Raw genomic sequence first — 12820 nt, 5'->3', positions numbered from 1 at the left:
GGAGCCACCGATGCTGGCTGAAGAATCTGCGATCTGCATCATTAAGTCAGAAACGCCTCAGAGGCGGATGACGGCGTGGAAGTGGACGACGCCGCGACGCTGGTATTCGGCGACCTTGGCGAAGGAAATCATCACCTGTTCGCGCAGGGCCTTGACGGTCAGTCCGTTGAGCCTGGCGAAGCGGCGGCGCAGGGCCAGGGTGAAGCGCCGCCACAGTTCCGGGCTGATCGCGTTGAACAGAACGGAGCCGTCGTAGTCGTAGCAGTCAGGGCAGAGCGGCTCCCCGAGCCGCGGGTCGTCGGCGCTGTGCCGGGCGGTGCAGGACATGACGTGTCCGTGTGGGCACGTCTCGGCATTGCGGCGGGCGTGGCAGGGCAGGACCTTGCCGTTCTTCTCCCGCCGCATGTGGACCGCTCCAAATGTTGGTGCGGTGAGGGTGACGAACAGGCACGGGTGAGCGTTGACGGTCTCGGGCACGCCTTTGCCTCCGACGAGGCCGGCGCGGACGAGTTGGTAGGTGTCTGCGCGGTAGGTCTCGGCGCAGGCGCGGCAGCGGGAGGCGCGGCGGGTCTTGCACGGGACGCGCAGGACGCCGTTGGGTTCGGTGCGGGTGGTGTAGCGGTGGAGAAGTTGGCCGGTGGCCTGGTCGTAGTGTTCGACGTTGCCGCGTAGGTGGATGGGCTGGCGGCAGCCGCCGGTGCGCTTGATCTGGCAGGCCCAGCGGTCATAATCGGGCTGGTTGAGCCGGTGGATCATCCCGGCTACAGCGTGTGGGTGGGCAAGGTGGGGCAAGATGGGTTCCGTCCTATCCAGTGACGCTGGTGTGGATGGCCCCCGGCCTGGCGGACGTCTTGGCGGATGTGTGGCCAGGCGGGGGGCGCTACGCGTTATGCGCCGTGGTTGTCGATGCCGGTGCCGTCGCAGTCGGCGCAGGTCTGGTCGTCGGTGAGGCCGGTGCCGTTGCAGGTGCAGCAGCGGTAGTGGGCAGGCATGGCGTCCACGGTGATCACCTGTTGTCGCGCGGGACGACGCGGATGTAGACGCGGTACTTGCGTGGGTGGGCGCGGTCGGGGAACGCCCGGGACATCGCGGTGACGGTGAAGACTTCCCGCAGGTGGATCATGCCGAGCGTGACCTCCGCGCGGTTTCCTTCGAGGCGGATGCGCATGGTGGTTTCCTCCTAGTTGGCGTCGGGCTTGATGCAGCCGCGGTAGCTGTTCTCGGCGTCGTGGCGAGAACGGGCGGCGGCGAGGATCGCCACGGCGCGGTACTCGACCGGTCCGAAGGAGACCGAGGTCGCGTAGTGGCCGTACGGGGAGTCCTCGAAGTCGATGTCGGAGCCGATTCGAGCGGCGATCTGGTCGATCTCGGCGCATAGGTCGTCGTCGTTGTCGCGGTCCGGGAAGTGGTGGAGGGTGACGTTGGACGAGGCGGGTACGTCGGGATGGGTTTCCAGGAAGATGGCCAGGTTGAGCAGGCCGTTGATGAGGGCTCTGCGGTGGTCGTGCATGGTTCTCCTTCAGAAGGTTTCCGGTGTGGTCCGCAGGCTGCGGAGCAGGTCCGAGGCGAGTTGGTTGGACACGCCCAGGCGGGCGCGGAGGAGGTCGCGGGTGATGGGCTTGCCGTGTTTGGCGTGGTGTTCGTCGGCGACACGGCGGGCGTAGTCGATCAGTTGCGGGTCGGGGGTGGGCCCGTCGTCCTGGCCGTCCTCGTCGGCGGGGACGAGGGCGGGACGGTCCGCCTGCGGGACGGCGTGTGTCCTGTCCGGGACGGACGGGGACGCCGTCGCCCAGGACGAGGACGTCTGCGGGACGTCCGGGGACGGTTCGGTACGGGTTGCAGTGGCGCGGCGTTCGAGCATGGAGATCGCGACTAGGAAGGCGCCGGCCGGGGTGGCTGCGGTGATCCAGCCCCAGACTGTCGGGGCGGCTTGTTGCAGGTTGGCGGCCAGCGACAGGATGATGCCGCCGGTCAGGACGAGGACGGGCCAGGAGATGAGGCCGCGCGGCGCTTTGCCGTTCTTCTTGTCGCGCTGGCGCTCACGGGCGGCCATGACGCAGGTCAGGTCGATGCAGATGGCGATGGCCCAGGCCATCCAGCCGTCCTGGCCGTTCTCCGTGGCGGTGTCGCGGATGTGCGTGAAGGAGCCGGCGCCCGCGATGGCGGCCAGGACGAGGACGGGTCCGGTGTCGAGCAGCCAGGCGGCGAAGCGGCGCATCTTGTTCCTCCTCTCGATCGGTCAGGCGGTCTGCGAGTCGGGCGTCTGGTGAGGCTGGGCCGCCATGACCTCGTCCCAGGACGGCGCGAGGTCGGCGTAGGCGCGGGCGGCGTGTTCGGCTGCTTGTTCGCTGACGTAGAAGGAGCGGGCCCGGTACCACTGGCCGTCTTGCGAGGCGACGATGGCGACGCCGGGTGTCTCGGCGGCGATGGCGCGGGCGGAGTCGAGGGCGGCCGGGTCGAGGTCGCCGAGGGTCATGGTGGCGGTTTCGGGATCGTTGACCCGGTGGCAGATCCGCCCCGAACACTGGGCCCGGAGTGCGGTGACGCCGGGACCGAGATCGGAGCCGATGCGCTGGCCGCAGCAGAACAGGTAGATGCCGAACGCCCGTCCGAGCTGCGCCACCCGAAGGAGCGCGGTGGAGGTCTTGGCGATCTCGTCCTTCTCCGACTTGTCGGCCATCAGGTACAGCTCGGCCAGCTCGGCCAGCTCGGCCACGACGGGGATCGGGCGCATGGTGGGTGGGAGTTGCCAGATGTTGCGGGCCGAGGTCATCCGGCACACGCCCATGCGGTCGGTCATGAGCGTCACCAGGTCGTCCAGCAGCCCACCGCACTCGGCCCGGCTGGTGGCCAGGGCGGACAACCGGGGCGCGTACGGGGTGAACTCCACGCCGCCCTTGAGGTCGAAGCCGACCAGGGCGACCGGTTGTGGGGCCAGGCCGACGATGAGCGCGTTGGCGAGGTTGGACTTGCCGGACTGGGTGGCTCCCGCGTTGATGTAGTGCGGCACGGTCTTGAAGTCGACGACCCACGGCCCGCCTGTCTCCAGCCGTCCCACGGTGACCTTGAGGAGTTCGGTGGAGGGCGGGAGCTCGTCGACCCTGACCAGCGGATCCCGGACGGTGGCGGCCAGCCGCACCCGGCCAGGTTTGTCGGAGGACACGCGTACGGCGTGCACGCCCCAGGAGTGGGCCAGCCGTTCGGCGACGTCGGCGTAGTCGGCGGGGATCTGTCCTTCCAAGGTGTGCAGGGTGACGCGCCACCCGTGCCGGGTGGGCAGCGGCAGCCACATGAACGGCTTGGTGTCCACGGCGATGCGCTGCCACTTGCGCCGGACCCGGACGACACCGGTCGAGGCCACCAGTCCCGGCACGGTGGTGAACCAGAAGCGCTGCCGCTTCTTGGTCAGGCCGCAGCCGAGCGCGACCTTGCGCCAGCTCGCCCGGATGCTGATCGCGGTCAGCGGGAAGCCGATCACGAGCCAGAACGAGCGGTAGTGCCAGCGACGCCAGGCCCAGAGCCCGGCCGCCACAGCGGCCAGGACTCCGAGCGTCCAGTAGAACTGGTCAGACACTGGCGGCCTCCTGCTGTGGGAGCAGGGCGGTGGCCCGGTAGGAGATGCCCCAGCGGCCGGCCATCTCCCAGACGTAGCCGAGCAGGCCGACCGCTTGGACGGCGTCTCCAGTGGTGATGGGCGGCTCTCCGGTGATGCCGATCTTGACGAGTTCGATCCGGCCGAACTCGTCTTCCACGGAGACGGTCACCTCGTAGACGGTGTTGCCGTTCTTGTCGGTCTTGATCTCGCCGGTGTCGCGGTTTAGCACCCGCGGGCGCGGGGCCTTCACGCAGGTGATGGCGAGCTTGCTGGTGTCCACAGGGATGGGGACGGTGCGCATGGTGTGGTTCCTTCATTCGTTCGGACTCTTAGAATACATAGAACGCTTAGGATTCTAAGTTGTCAAGGGCTTCCACGAAGACTTGGTTGGCATGTCGTACGAGCTGTGCTGAACTGGAGGGGCACGCAACCCTCACGGAAGGCCACGGATGGTCGAGAAGACCGGTCGCCCCGGCTACCTCCAGATAGCCGACGACCTTCGTACGCAGATCAGGACGGGCTCACTCGCGCCCGGCGCTGCGCTGCCCTCGACCGCCCAGTTGTGCCAGCGTTACGACGTGTCCGCCAGCGTGGTCAAAGCGGCGATCAGCGTGCTCCGCACCGAGGGACTGATCGTCGGCCAGCAGGGCAAGGGCGTGTTCGTCCGCGAGGACGCGGCAGCGTCGGTCGAGGCGCCAGCCGGCACCTCGTCGGAGGTCATGGAGCAGCTCGCTCAGATGCGGAGCACCCTGGCGACTCTCGGCGAGCGGATCGCGGATCTGGAGAAGGCCGTGTTCCAAGGGCCGAAGCGATCTCGCTGACTCGGCAGGCCAACTCCTCCATTTCAGACCGGATGGTCTGAAGTTCGTTGATGATCTGCTGATTTTCGGTCACCCCGGCACCCCATTTCTGATCGCTCGTTATCCCGGCGGGGATGCCGTTAGTTCATCGCGCATCGGCGCGGTTGAGTATCACGGAGCGTTAGCTAAGCTTCTGCATTGCTGCCTGCACGGCGGTTACACATGCGCTTACACATTGCACGCCCCTTGAAGTGCGCAAAAGGATGCGATGAAGACAATTCACCGCCCTGGATGGCAACCGCTGGTGCTCCGCCGACACCGCGAAGCACACGGGCTCACCCTCGAAGCCGCAGGTGACCAGCTACGCCAGGTCGCCGCACGCCACGGCCTCTCCGCGCCGGCCGCCAACTTTCAGACAATTTGGGCACACGAGCATGGATCGGTGTATCCCGGACCACACTACCGAAGAGCGTACTGTCTCCTATATCAGGCAAATGAACCCGCACTGGGTTTCCGTCTGCCGCTCCCCGGTGAAATAACCGAAGTGGAAAATTCCATCTCGGATTTGCCTCAACCCACCGATCCCGCCACTGACAACGCCGCCGCGCAGGTGATCGAAGAAACGCTGCTCAAAGTCTCGGGCACCCCATCCAACGCCGAACAGAACGCACTTCTCAACCGCGTCGTGGACGCCTGGCGACGCCGCCACGGACAGGGCAGCCCGAAGCCCATACTCACCCTCGTCGGCGGCTACGCCGGATCCGGCAAGACAGAGTTCTCCCGCTTCCTGTCCGACATCACCGGCTGGGCCTTCCTGGACAAGGACTCCCTCACCCGCGCCATGGTCGAACGCCTGCTCATCTCCCTCGGCGGCGACCCCCACGACCGGCACACCGATCTCTACCTGCGCGAAGTCCGGCCCCTGGAGTACCGGTGCCTGATGGAAACCGCGTTCGACAACCTCAAGGTCGGAACCTCGGCGATCCTGTCGGCCCCGTTCATCGCCGAGCTGGCGGACCCTGACTGGGTGTCCCGCCTGACCAACCGGTGCGCGGCCAAGGGCATCGACGTGGCGGTGGTATGGGTGCGCTGCGACCCAGAATCCATGCGGGAGTACATCGAGTTCCGCGGAGCCCCGCGCGACACCTGGAAGCTCGGCAACTGGGACAAGTACGTCAGCAGCCTCAACACCGAGACCAGCCCATCCACGGCACACATCACCGTGGACAACCGGCTCGGCGCCGCGATCAGCCTGGCCGACCAGACCCGCGAAACCCTGAAACGGATCCTCACATGATGGGCATCGTGCTGTACGGCCCACCGGCCAGCGGCAAGAGCACCATCACCACCGCCCTCGCCCAGCTCGACCCGCGGTTCACGCTGGTCCGCAAGCTCAAGTCGGGGAACCGGCGTGGCACCGAATACGACTTCGTCAGCGCGGAGGAACTGGCCAAACTGCGGGGCGACGGACGGTTGATGGTCGAGTCCCAGCGCTACGGCAACACGTACGCCATCGACCGCGACCAGGTCGACCAACTCGCCGCCGCCGGTCGAGTGCCGGTCGTCCACCTGGGCGACATTTCCAGTATCCGCCGGCTGGTGCGGGCCGCCCCGTGGCTCGTCGTCCTGCTCTGGATCCCGCGCGAAGTATGCGAGCAGCGCTCACGCGAACGCGGTGACCACGACACCACCCATCGCCTCCAGGCATGGGACGAGGCACTGGCCGACCTGGATGCCAACGACGACGGCCTGTTCGCCCGTCGCTTCCACACCGATCGGGCCACCCCACAGGAGATCGCCGAGCAGACCGCCCGCGTCTTCTTCAACGGGCGCGTGGACACCCCATAGTCATCGCGCCTGACCGCTGAGGATCTGCAACCACAACTCCTGCGCAGCCCGAGCGGACATCCACGGACTGTCCAGGATGCACGCGGGATCCTCAACCGAGTGGCGCCGGACGAACCACAACCGACCGGCCGCGCAGAATTCGAACATGGGGTACGTACACGTGCACGTATGGTCGCGGATCCGGAGGCGGTCAGCTCGACGCCTGCTCGGCGTCCACTCCACGCGTACAGCCCCCGCCTGGGAAGGCGTCACGTGCGGACCGTGATAGCCGGAGTGCGGGGGCGGACAACCACTCACAACCCCACCGCCATCCGAGTCTGGTCTCGGAGCAACGACACGAAGGCCTCCGCGTCGTCCGCACTCACGGTCTGCTGCAGACCCTTGTCGATGTCGGCCTCCCGGAGGTGCACACCACGCCGGGTCGCGTAGAACACGCCCGCGTCGCTACAGAACAGCACCCAGGCCGGGAACGCCGCGCGAAGAACGTCGAGGTCGTAGCGCTCTTTTGAATCCTGTTCAGGTGACATGCGACGACCATAGAAGCCGCAGTGTACGCGAAGGGACACACTCTGTATCCCTTCGCTTCTGTCAAACCATCAGACCGATATGGTCCGCGAGTTCCCTTGCTTGAGGCCGCAGAGCGGCCGGACCCGTCTCGCACAGGTCGAGGGTCATCCGACGTGCGTAGCCGTTGTAGCGGATGGTCTCCGGTGCGGCTTGGTACGCGAGCTGCAGCGTACCGAGGACCGCCGCATGGTCTCGCTGCAGCGAGTGGGCACGAGCCACCTCGATCAGATGCCGGCCACGTCGCGGACGGGACGGGATAGGTACGGACTCGGCGTGCTCGCTCTGTCGCGCCGACTCCCCACCCTGATGGAGCTCAACCGCGAGGGTGACGGCGTGCGGACGCATGATCACCCGCGAGAACGAGGTCCACGGCTGGTAATAGCCGTCAGGAAGCCGATCCGCGACCCGCGCTGCCTCATCCCAGTGCCGCCACGCCTCACCAATGTCGCCGGTACGTGCCGCGGTGAACGCCAGCTCGAACAACAACGCCCCCCACATGGCGAGCAGGTCCGTGCCCGGGTCGTCCATGTGCGACTCAATGGCCGCCATTCCCTGCCTGTTGATCTCATGTGCGGCGTCGAAGTCGGCGGCGTCCCGATGCGCCTGAGCGAGGAACCACACCGCACACGACAACGCCAGCGGATCCTCTGACTCCTGCGCGGCAGTCAGCGCCCGATCGGCCACCCGCCACAGCAGGTCCGGCGCGGGCTGGTAGGCGACGAACATCTGGGTCAGCCCGTAAGTCTCCGCGAGCAGCGCTTGGGCGGTGCGCCGGTGCTCACCTCGGTACATCCAGGCGGCCAGTTGGACATCGCGAATCAGGTCGGGCAGCAGATCACCGAGGGCAGTGCGGTGATCTGGAGAGGCATGCCTGATCCGCCACGCCGCATCGAGCCGCGCCCGAAGGCTGGTGAGCGGTTGCACGGTGCCGCTCGGCTGGATCGGTACGGCGTTGACAGCCTCCCGGACAGCGCTCAGCGCCGGATGACCGGAACCGGTGAACATCCGCACAGGTATGGACTGGTCGCCAGTGAGCTCGCTCAGGTCGCGAACGCGCAAGGCCTCAGCGAGTTGCAACAGGATCGGCAGCCGGGGATTCTGCTGACGGCGGCCGTGCTCGACGGCCTTCAGCCAGCTCTCGGACTTGCCGACCAGGCCGGCGAGGACTTCCCGAGTCATGCCGCGACGCTCACGCAGGTATTGAATGCGCTGGCCGATAGTGCGTACTGGTGCACTGGAACCGTTGGTGTCGTCGTCCACAGCCCGCCTCCCGAAAGGTGACATCCTCAGGCTACGACGCACCCCCTTTGCCTGCCAGCGAACAACTGACGTCCATGTCCCGGAACGGGACACAAGATCGACGATCGACCGGATGAGAACTTTCCCTACGTCTTCAAGGCGGCCCGCCTGCGGCGGCCCGCGGCACGTGGCCGACCAGCCGACCGCGCTGCGGCTCTTCGGCCGGTCGCGGTCGGCGCCGCCCACGCGCCCACGACGGACACCATCGCTGGCGAAGCCTCTCACCAGCAGGTCGAGCCAGCCGAGACGCATTATGTCGACGGTGACAGCCGAAGACCCCGGAGCCCCGCCCCGAACCCTGGCCCTCCTCAGAGATGAGCGACACGGGCTGAGGTGGAAAGCGGTCATTTCCTCGCCGGTGCCCCAAGGAGCTGCCGGACCAGCCGCGAGCATGAAGCCGTCGTGTGCGGGCAGACGCTCAGCGCGCGTAGAGTCACCGGGAACATAGACATACGACCGGCCGCTTGACCCAGGACGTGTGGTCCGGCATGGCAGAGCCTGCCCGACGAGGAGATGACCGCCGCCATCCGATGTCAACCTCGGTCCTTGTGGACGCCAAGATGGATCCAAGCCAGTATGTGACTCTCATCTGCTCAGCTGCTAGAAGACCGTAGAGTTGTCCTGCTGGCGTGAGGACCTTTGGAAGGAGGCTCAGCATGTATGTATCGAAGCTTGTCATCCAAGGGATACGTGGGTTTTCCGGGCCGCGAGAGGTAAGCCTGAACTTTATCCGGCCCGATGGGTCGTATCGGGGATGGACTGTCCTTGCAGGTCGGAACGGCTCTGGTAAGACGACAATACTGCAAGCAATCGCACTCGGGATCGTTGGAGATTTCTTTGTGCGCGACCTGGGAAGCTGGGGGAGTGCTCCAGCAGGCGAAATTTCCCGAATTTGCGTTACAGTCATTCAGGATCCGGAGTTTGACGGTGGATTGGATTTCGGGCCTCAACAATTTGAGTTGCGATGGAATGATGCTGAAGACCAATTCAATCCTCCGAGTTGGACAAGTAAGAGTCGAGGACCGCGCACTCCGAGGTTCGGCCCAGGAGAAGGATGGTTCTTTGCGGGGTATGGACCATTCCGCCGCCTATCACCAGTAGCGCTTGGCCGTGTGGAACAGTCGCGTTCTGCAATGTATGCGGGGCTACGAACGCTCTTTAACCAGGATGTCAGCCTTGTTGAGGGCGTAAGCTGGCTGATTGAACAGCATCTATATGCGCTGGAGGATCGCCCAGGAGCGGCCGAGCTTCTCGACGTTGTTCTCACACTTCTAGCAGACGGAATGCTTCCCGATGGACACAAGGTTTCCCGTGTCGACTCCAAAGGCCTATGGCTAACGAAAGATGATAGCGACGAACTTCCCCTGCGCCAAATGAGTGAGGGCTATAGGACAGTCACCGCTCTCGTGGTCGACATTATTCGGCAGATGCATCTCGCTTACGGTAGCCTGCGAATTACTCGCGATGGCGCTACGCCGACTCTGGCCTACCCCGGGGTTGTTCTGGTTGACGAGATCGAAAATCACCTTCATGTCGGCTGGCAAAAGAAAATCGGCGAGTGGCTGAAGGCACACTTCCCTCTTGTGCAGTTCGTTGTAACAACCCATAGTCCGTACATCTGCCAAAGCGCAGACCCCAGTGGCCTAATTGCTCTTCCAGGACCAAATGAGCTTAAAGCCCCTCATATTGTCGATCAGGAACTCTATGAGCGTGTAGTCTACGGCAGTGGCGACGATGCGATTCTAACTGAACTTTTTGGTGTCGATAGTCCCTATTCCAGGCACGCAGAAGATCTTAGGCGTACCCTTGGGGATCTAGAGGAAAAAGTCCTCACCGGAACCGCATCGGAAGCTGAGATTGCGGAGTACCGGAAGCTGGGCGAGATACTTGAGAGTTCGCTCTCTGCTCGCGTTGACGAAATCTCTTCGCGCTTTGGGAGACAGGATTGATCCGAATCGCTCGTGTAGATCTTGAAGTTAATTCATCTCAAAAGCTTCAAGCGCGCACGGAGCAACTGAAGCTGATCGGCGCTGGTGTTCAAGCTGCGCGCCGTGCGTGGAGTAGCGCTCGTACAGAAACAGAGCTGGTTCGTGTCGCGCTTCGGGAGATGTCGTCAGCTCTGGAACGATGCATGTATTGCGGCGACAGTCGAGGGACTGACATCGACCACTTTGAGCCGATTAATTCATCACCGCTTCGCACGTTCGATTGGATCAACCACTTACTGGCGTGCTCGTCCTGCAATAGCAATGCCAAAAGAGACAGGTTTCCGTGCGATGGCGCTGGCGCCCCACTTCTTGTCGACCCTACGTCTGAAGACCCATTTGATCATTTGCGACTCATCCTTCGAACCGGTGCTTATCGCGCAAGTACCCCCAAAGGGGAGGCGACAATAGAGGTCTTCCAGCTTAATCGTGGGGACCTCCGACGTGGAAGAGAGCTAGCTTTTCCGAGATGTCAAGCGATGTTGCGAGAGTATCTGCGCTTACGGGAAGCTGGAAATTTGAGAGAAGCCATTAAGATGATGAACGCACTTCAGAAGCAACCCTTTGTTGACGTTCTTCATGCTATGTATCGGGCTATCTCTAACCCTGGCGCTGAAATCGTCCTCGGCGGGCCAGAAGTGCTTGAGGCACTGCAGGCCTTGAAACTGTGATGCCGTCGATGTCGTGACATCGATTAGTGGGCGACTCTATGACGGCAGTCCTGATGACAACGTCGGCTACCAGCAGCATCGGGCTGTGGCGGCCCAGCACCATCTGGCCTCGGGTTGGAAGGGCCTGGGCAGGGTGATTGATCCGCCCGAAAGCGGACGTTCGTCGTGGGGGGTTGAGTTGGTTATCTCCGCATGAAGGGGACCTTGTAGTAAGGCGGTTGGCCGTATCACGTCAGTCAGGTCGTCATCCGTGAGACTGACGTCGAAGGCGTTACCCGCCCGTCGCGGATCCAAGCCGCGATCAAGGGCATGGCGTATGGTCGCCGTCACGAGTGCCGGCTGTATAGCGATTGTTCGCTTTCCGTACCACGCATCCGGACGAGAGCAGGGAAGTGACACCAGGAGAACGCCCCGGGCCTCGGCTAGTCCACCGCGAAGGTTAGCGGCCCCGAACTGTTCGCCTGGCAGTACGTGGGCTTACGACGGACCCGCCAGCGGAAGGCGGTGCCGTCCACGGTGATGAGCCGTGATCCCTTCTTAGAGGTCGCCATGAAACGGCCTCCTGTCCTGTCCGGCGCCGCTCATGGGAGCGCCGCGACCTGTTAGAAATGACGCGAGTCGATCGCAGCCGTAATCCCTGCTCAGCGTGCTGATCGATAAGTTTTGCACAGGCGGCTGGTTCGTTTAAACGGATTTCGTCGACGAGGCGCTCACCGACCTCGAAGACCACCGCACGGCTCATGCCGGAAGCCTGGCTCGGTTAGGTAGTGTTCCATGTGAACGAATACCGGTGATGATTGATGCCTTCATGCTGGATCATGGCCCATATGGGAAAGCTTCGCCCCGAGGAAAGATGGCTTCTGGCATGTATCCGGGCCGCGCTGCCCGGGATGAACGTGCGCCAATACGACGATGGCTCAAAGCCGGGCATGCACGACCTCAACCTGTTCTCTCAAGACGGAGCTCTCTGGGGAGCGGTGGAGGTCAGTGCGGCGGCTGACGGCGACTGTATCGAGCTGTGGAAACTGGTGAATGGTCAGGGACGCCGTATCTACTCCAGTCTTCTCGGTGGATGGTTCCTGATACTCCGGCCGTCGACACGTGTGAAGCCTCTTCTCCAAGCACTTCCCGCGCTGCTGACCGACTGGGAACAGCGTGGGGTCCGGGAATTCTCCCGGTGGGACAACAGCGACCCGACCTTCGCGCGAGCCTTCAAGCTGGGCATCGTGGGTGCTAACCAGAGCGGCACCGAATTCCCTGGGAGTGTGTACTTCACCATCGACCTGCCACGCGACAAAGCGGGCGGGTTCGTCGCCGACACTGGGGATGCCCTGGCTCACTGGGTGAGCGACTGGCTTCGGGAGGCCGGACAGGCGGATGTCCTCCGCAAGCTCGCCAAGTCGGCCGCGCCGCGCCGCCATGCCTTCGTTCTGTTCCCAAGCTTCACCACTGCCCCCTTCAAGGTGGCCGACCTGTTGATGAGAGATTCCGCACCGCTTCCGACGGTTGCGCCTAATCTTCCTGCCGAGGTGACAGACGTGTGGGCCATGAGCACGTGGGATTCGGGTGACGGGTTCCGGTGGTCGGCGGATGACGGCTGGGTCAGATTTACGAAGGTGCAGGAGATCGATCAGGAAATCGTCTCCGACGACTGAGGTCACGTCCACGGAAATGATGAACAGCAGCACCGTCTTACGCGATCACACTGCACCGGCCTGCATCCACCGCTTCACCGGGGCGAAAGAGTACTGACGAGGAGTCTGGCCCTTTCCCCATGGATCAAGTGGTCATCGGGTGCAGCCGTGACGATCGCTGACTTCGGTACTCCATGCACGGGGTTGGGCGATCGGCTGCCGCGACCCTCCTTCGTCGGGCCTTGCCACCGAATGGGGCGGTTCTGCTGACGACATCGCTGACGACAACGTCAGCTTCCGTCAGCGCCCGTCGGCAGCCGTCCATCGCTCTCTGACCTTGTGTGGGACAAGACGATCAGAGTGAGCTGTTTTCATCCTCGGCGGGCACTTGCTGATCACAGCATGATCGCGAGTCCGACGT

General features: G+C 63.9%; 15 protein-coding genes. 6 read left to right on the top strand and 9 right to left on the bottom strand.

Going from position 1 to position 12820, the window contains the following annotated elements; all coding sequences use genetic code 11:
- Window positions 1-57: 57 nt before the first annotated feature.
- The 6 genes from ABD844_RS08135 to ABD844_RS08110 form a co-directional block, all read right to left on the bottom strand.
- Complete coding sequence (locus ABD844_RS08135) at window positions 58-756, bottom strand: replication initiator (protein WP_344874576.1); 699 nt, start codon at window positions 754-756, stop codon at window positions 58-60.
- Window positions 757-1006: 250 nt separating this feature from the next.
- A complete protein-coding gene (locus tag ABD844_RS08130; protein ID WP_344874574.1) occupies window positions 1007-1168 on the bottom strand; it encodes a hypothetical protein in 162 nt (53 codons plus the stop codon).
- Between the two features lie 12 nt (window positions 1169-1180).
- Window positions 1181-1510, bottom strand: a complete 330-nt coding sequence (locus ABD844_RS08125) for a hypothetical protein (protein ID WP_344874572.1) — start codon at window positions 1508-1510, stop codon at window positions 1181-1183.
- Window positions 1511-1519: 9 nt separating this feature from the next.
- Window positions 1520-2218, bottom strand: coding sequence for a DUF2637 domain-containing protein (locus tag ABD844_RS08120; RefSeq protein WP_344874570.1), 699 nt, complete (start codon window positions 2216-2218; stop codon window positions 1520-1522).
- Between the two features lie 21 nt (window positions 2219-2239).
- Window positions 2240-3574, bottom strand: coding sequence for an FtsK/SpoIIIE domain-containing protein (locus ABD844_RS08115; protein ID WP_344874568.1), 1335 nt, complete (start codon window positions 3572-3574; stop codon window positions 2240-2242).
- Window positions 3567-3896, bottom strand: a complete 330-nt coding sequence (locus ABD844_RS08110) for an SCO3933 family regulatory protein (RefSeq protein ID WP_344874566.1) — start codon at window positions 3894-3896, stop codon at window positions 3567-3569. Before ABD844_RS08110 ends, ABD844_RS08115 begins: the two co-directional genes overlap by 8 nt.
- Before the next feature lie 148 nt (window positions 3897-4044).
- On the opposite strand from ABD844_RS08110, the gene ABD844_RS08105 reads away from it, so the two are divergent.
- The 3 genes from ABD844_RS08105 (at window position 4045) to ABD844_RS08095 (ending at window position 6243) form a co-directional block, all read left to right on the top strand.
- Complete coding sequence (locus ABD844_RS08105) at window positions 4045-4416, top strand: winged helix-turn-helix domain-containing protein (protein ID WP_344874564.1); 372 nt, start codon at window positions 4045-4047, stop codon at window positions 4414-4416.
- Window positions 4417-4663: 247 nt separating this feature from the next.
- Window positions 4664-5692: a P-loop nucleotide/nucleoside kinase family protein gene (locus tag ABD844_RS08100; protein WP_344874562.1), complete on the top strand. Its 1029-nt coding sequence runs from the start codon at window positions 4664-4666 to the stop codon at window positions 5690-5692.
- A complete protein-coding gene (locus ABD844_RS08095; protein ID WP_344874560.1) occupies window positions 5689-6243 on the top strand; it encodes an AAA family ATPase in 555 nt (184 codons plus the stop codon). Before ABD844_RS08100 ends, ABD844_RS08095 begins: the two co-directional genes overlap by 4 nt.
- 293 nt (window positions 6244-6536) lie before the next feature.
- Here the strand turns inward: ABD844_RS08095 and ABD844_RS08090 are convergent, their stop codons facing one another.
- Together ABD844_RS08090 and ABD844_RS08085 are read right to left on the bottom strand one after the other, a co-directional pair.
- Window positions 6537-6770, bottom strand: a complete 234-nt coding sequence (locus ABD844_RS08090; protein ID WP_344874558.1) for a hypothetical protein — start codon at window positions 6768-6770, stop codon at window positions 6537-6539.
- Window positions 6771-6831: 61 nt separating this feature from the next.
- The gene (locus ABD844_RS08085) at window positions 6832-8070 is read right to left on the bottom strand and encodes a helix-turn-helix domain-containing protein (protein ID WP_344874556.1); all 1239 of its coding nucleotides are present in this window, start codon (window positions 8068-8070) and stop codon (window positions 6832-6834) included.
- A 695-nt stretch (window positions 8071-8765) separates the two neighbouring features.
- On the opposite strand from ABD844_RS08085, the gene ABD844_RS08080 reads away from it, so the two are divergent.
- Window positions 8766-10058, top strand: coding sequence for an AAA family ATPase (locus tag ABD844_RS08080; protein WP_344874554.1), 1293 nt, complete (start codon window positions 8766-8768; stop codon window positions 10056-10058).
- Window positions 10055-10765 carry an HNH endonuclease family protein gene (locus tag ABD844_RS08075; protein ID WP_344874553.1) on the top strand — a complete coding sequence of 237 codons (711 nt, stop codon included), beginning with the start codon at window positions 10055-10057 and terminating at the stop codon, window positions 10763-10765. Before ABD844_RS08080 ends, ABD844_RS08075 begins: the two co-directional genes overlap by 4 nt.
- A gap of 422 nt (window positions 10766-11187) precedes the next feature.
- Here ABD844_RS08075 and ABD844_RS08070 read toward each other — a convergent pair whose 3' ends face one another.
- Window positions 11188-11316: a hypothetical protein gene (locus tag ABD844_RS08070; protein WP_344874551.1), complete on the bottom strand. Its 129-nt coding sequence runs from the start codon at window positions 11314-11316 to the stop codon at window positions 11188-11190.
- Between the two features lie 276 nt (window positions 11317-11592).
- Here ABD844_RS08070 and ABD844_RS08065 point away from each other — a divergent pair, with 276 nt between their 5' ends.
- Window positions 11593-12420 (top strand): hypothetical protein, encoded by an 828-nt coding sequence (locus ABD844_RS08065; RefSeq protein ID WP_344874549.1) that lies wholly within the window; start codon window positions 11593-11595, stop codon window positions 12418-12420.
- Window positions 12421-12820: the final 400 nt, after the last annotated feature.

Source organism: Nonomuraea antimicrobica, assembly GCF_039536965.1.
GTDB classification, from domain to species: domain Bacteria; phylum Actinomycetota; class Actinomycetes; order Streptosporangiales; family Streptosporangiaceae; genus Nonomuraea; species Nonomuraea antimicrobica.
This window is presented reverse-complemented; position numbering and strand designations above follow the sequence as displayed.

Bases quoted from the DNA above. Each gene is read 5' to 3' on its own strand.
- ABD844_RS08130 (WP_344874574.1), bottom strand. From the start codon at position 1,168: ATGCGCATCCGCCTCGAAGGAAACCGCGCGGAGGTCACGCTCGGCATG.
- ABD844_RS08125 (WP_344874572.1), bottom strand. From the start codon at position 1,510: ATGCACGACCACCGCAGAGCCCTCATCAACGGCCTGCTCAACCTGGCC.
- ABD844_RS08095 (WP_344874560.1), top strand. From the start codon at position 5,689: ATGATGGGCATCGTGCTGTACGGCCCACCGGCCAGCGGCAAGAGCACC.
- ABD844_RS08070 (WP_344874551.1), bottom strand. From the start codon at position 11,316: ATGGCGACCTCTAAGAAGGGATCACGGCTCATCACCGTGGACGGCACC.
- ABD844_RS08105 (WP_344874564.1), top strand. From the start codon at position 4,045: ATGGTCGAGAAGACCGGTCGCCCCGGCTACCTCCAGATAGCCGACGAC.
- ABD844_RS08080 (WP_344874554.1), top strand. From the start codon at position 8,766: ATGTATGTATCGAAGCTTGTCATCCAAGGGATACGTGGGTTTTCCGGG.
- ABD844_RS08110 (WP_344874566.1), bottom strand. From the start codon at position 3,896: ATGCGCACCGTCCCCATCCCTGTGGACACCAGCAAGCTCGCCATCACC.
- ABD844_RS08100 (WP_344874562.1), top strand. From the start codon at position 4,664: ATGAAGACAATTCACCGCCCTGGATGGCAACCGCTGGTGCTCCGCCGA.
- ABD844_RS08135 (WP_344874576.1), bottom strand. From the start codon at position 756: ATGATCCACCGGCTCAACCAGCCCGATTATGACCGCTGGGCCTGCCAG.
- ABD844_RS08065 (WP_344874549.1), top strand. From the start codon at position 11,593: ATGGGAAAGCTTCGCCCCGAGGAAAGATGGCTTCTGGCATGTATCCGG.
- ABD844_RS08120 (WP_344874570.1), bottom strand. From the start codon at position 2,218: ATGCGCCGCTTCGCCGCCTGGCTGCTCGACACCGGACCCGTCCTCGTC.
- ABD844_RS08090 (WP_344874558.1), bottom strand. From the start codon at position 6,770: ATGTCACCTGAACAGGATTCAAAAGAGCGCTACGACCTCGACGTTCTT.